The organism is Actinacidiphila sp. bgisy167 (assembly GCF_965342175.1).
Classification (GTDB): Bacteria; Actinomycetota; Actinomycetes; order Streptomycetales; family Streptomycetaceae; genus Actinacidiphila.
Genome location: NZ_CBDRBL010000172.1, coordinates 1 through 3,248 on the forward strand (window position 1 = coordinate 1; position 3,248 = coordinate 3,248).

The window sequence follows — 3,248 nt, forward strand, 5'->3', positions numbered from 1 at the left end:
AATGACACGACTTCGGCGGTACGCTTGAGCCCCGCTACATTGTCGGCGCGGAATCACTTGACCAGTGAGCTATTACGCACTCTTTCAAGGGTGGCTGCTTCTAAGCCAACCTCCTGGTTGTCTCTGCGACTCCACATCCTTTCCCACTTAGCGTACGCTTAGGGGCCTTAGTCGATGCTCTGGGCTGTTTCCCTCTCGACCACGGAGCTTATCCCCCGCAGTCTCACTGCCGCGCTCTCACTTACCGGCATTCGGAGTTTGGCTAAGGTCAGTAACCCGGTAGGGCCCATCGCCTATCCAGTGCTCTACCTCCGGCAAGAAACACACGACGCTGCACCTAAATGCATTTCGGGGAGAACCAGCTATCACGGAGTTTGATTGGCCTTTCACCCCTAACCACAGGTCATCCCCCAGGTTTTCAACCCTGGTGGGTTCGGTCCTCCACGCGGTCTTACCCACGCTTCAACCTGCCCATGGCTAGATCACTCCGCTTCGGGTCTTGGGCGCGCGACTAAAATCGCCCTATTCGGACTCGCTTTCGCTACGGCTACCCCACACGGGTTAACCTCGCCACACACCGCAAACTCGCAGGCTCATTCTTCAAAAGGCACGCAGTCACGACACACAGGCAAGCCTGCATGCGACGCTCCCACGGCTTGTAGGCACACGGTTTCAGGTACTATTTCACTCCGCTCCCGCGGTACTTTTCACCATTCCCTCACGGTACTATCCGCTATCGGTCACCAGGGAATATTTAGGCTTAGCGGGTGGTCCCGCCAGATTCACACGGGATTTCTCGGGCCCCGTGCTACTTGGGAATCGCACAAGCAAGCCGCTAATGTTTCAGCTACGGGGGTCTTACCCTCTACGCCGGACCTTTCGCATGTCCTTCGCCTACATCAACGGTTTCTGACTCGCCCAGCCGCCGGCAGACGACTGAAGTACAATCCCACAACCCCACATGCGCAACCCCTGCCGGGTATCACACGCATACGGTTTGGCCTCATCCGGTTTCGCTCGCCACTACTCCCGGAATCACGGTTGTTTTCTCTTCCTGCGGGTACTGAGATGTTTCACTTCCCCGCGTTCCCTCCACACTGCCTATGTGTTCAGCAGCGGGTGACAGCCCATGACGACTGCCGGGTTTCCCCATTCGGACACCCCCGGATCAAAGCTCGGTTGACAGCTCCCCGGGGCCTATCGCGGCCTCCCACGTCCTTCATCGGTTCCTGGTGCCAAGGCATCCACCGTGCGCCCTTAAAAACTTGGCCACAGATGCTCGCGTCCACTATGCAGTTCTCAAACAACGACCCGTCACCCAACACCCACCCCGCAACCGCGAAGCTTCGATGAGCCCGGTCCACAACCGAGAACACTTCCATGCCCTCAGGACCCAACAGCGCGCCCGACACAGTCCCGAGAAGTCCACGTTCCACGCCGAAGCAGTACTAGCGATCCCCTACAAGACCGTGCCGAATAGTCAACGTTCCACCCATGAGCAAACCACCGCCGAACACTCGCCGGCGTAGTGGCTCTGGACCCCCGAAGAGGCCAAGAAGCTCCTTAGAAAGGAGGTGATCCAGCCGCACCTTCCGGTACGGCTACCTTGTTACGACTTCGTCCCAATCGCCAGTCCCACCTTCGACGACTCCCTCCCACAAGGGGTTGGGCCACCGGCTTCGGGTGTTACCGACTTTCGTGACGTGACGGGCGGTGTGTACAAGGCCCGGGAACGTATTCACCGCAGCACTGCTGATCTGCGATTACTAGCGACTCCGACTTCATGGGGTCGAGTTGCAGACCCCAATCCGAACTGAGACCGGCTTTTTGAGATTCGCTCCACCTCACGGTATCGCAGCTCATTGTACCGGCCATTGTAGCACGTGTGCAGCCCAAGACATAAGGGGCATGATGACTTGACGTCGTCCCCACCTTCCTCCGAGTTGACCCCGGCGGTCTCCTGTGAGTCCCCGGCATAATCCGCTGGCAACACAGGACAGGGGTTGCGCTCGTTGCGGGACTTAACCCAACATCTCACGACACGAGCTGACGACAGCCATGCACCACCTGTACACCGACCACAAGGGGGCACCCATCTCTGGGTGTTTCCGGTGTATGTCAAGCCTTGGTAAGGTTCTTCGCGTTGCGTCGAATTAAGCCACATGCTCCGCCGCTTGTGCGGGCCCCCGTCAATTCCTTTGAGTTTTAGCCTTGCGGCCGTACTCCCCAGGCGGGGAACTTAATGCGTTAGCTGCGGCACGGACCACGTGGAATGTGACCCACACCTAGTTCCCAACGTTTACGGCGTGGACTACCAGGGTATCTAATCCTGTTCGCTCCCCACGCTTTCGCTCCTCAGCGTCAGTATCGGCCCAGAGATCCGCCTTCGCCACCGGTGTTCCTCCTGATATCTGCGCATTTCACCGCTACACCAGGAATTCCGATCTCCCCTACCGAACTCTAGCCTGCCCGTATCGACTGCAGACCCGGGGTTAAGCCCCGGGCTTTCACAACCGACGCGACAAGCCGCCTACGAGCTCTTTACGCCCAATAATTCCGGACAACGCTCGCACCCTACGTATTACCGCGGCTGCTGGCACGTAGTTAGCCGGTGCTTCTTCTGCAGGTACCGTCACTCTCGCTTCTTCCCTGCTGAAAGAGGTTTACAACCCGAAGGCCGTCATCCCTCACGCGGCGTCGCTGCATCAGGCTTTCGCCCATTGTGCAATATTCCCCACTGCTGCCTCCCGTAGGAGTCTGGGCCGTGTCTCAGTCCCAGTGTGGCCGGTCGCCCTCTCAGGCCGGCTACCCGTCGTCGCCTTGGTAGGCCATTACCCCACCAACAAGCTGATAGGCCGCGGGCTCATCCTGCACCGCCGGAGCTTTCCACCAACCCCCATGCAGAGGAAGGTCATATCCGGTATTAGACCCCGTTTCCAGGGCTTGTCCCAGAGTGCAGGGCAGATTGCCCACGTGTTACTCACCCGTTCGCCACTGATCCACCCCGAAGGGCTTCACCGTTCGACTTGCATGTGTTAAGCACGCCGCCAGCGTTCGTCCTGAGCCAGGATCAAACTCTCCGTGAATGTCTTCACGAGAGCGGCACCATCGGGAGGAATAATCCCGACGTGCCCAGCGTCCTCGCTGTGTTTTTCTTCAAAGGAACCTCGACCATCCGAACGGATGGACGGGGTATCAACATATCTGGCGTTGACTTTTGGCACGCTGTTGAGTTCTCAAGGAACGGA

2 rRNA genes are annotated in these 3,248 nt (G+C 58.5%); both read right to left on the bottom strand.

Annotated elements, in window-relative coordinates:
• Window positions 1-1,271: ribosomal RNA gene (locus tag ACRWND_RS30480) — 23S ribosomal RNA — on the bottom strand; the annotation flags it as partial.
• A 296-nt stretch (window positions 1,272-1,567) separates the two neighbouring features.
• Window positions 1,568-3,086 (bottom strand): 16S ribosomal RNA (locus ACRWND_RS30485).
• Window positions 3,087-3,248: the final 162 nt, after the last annotated feature.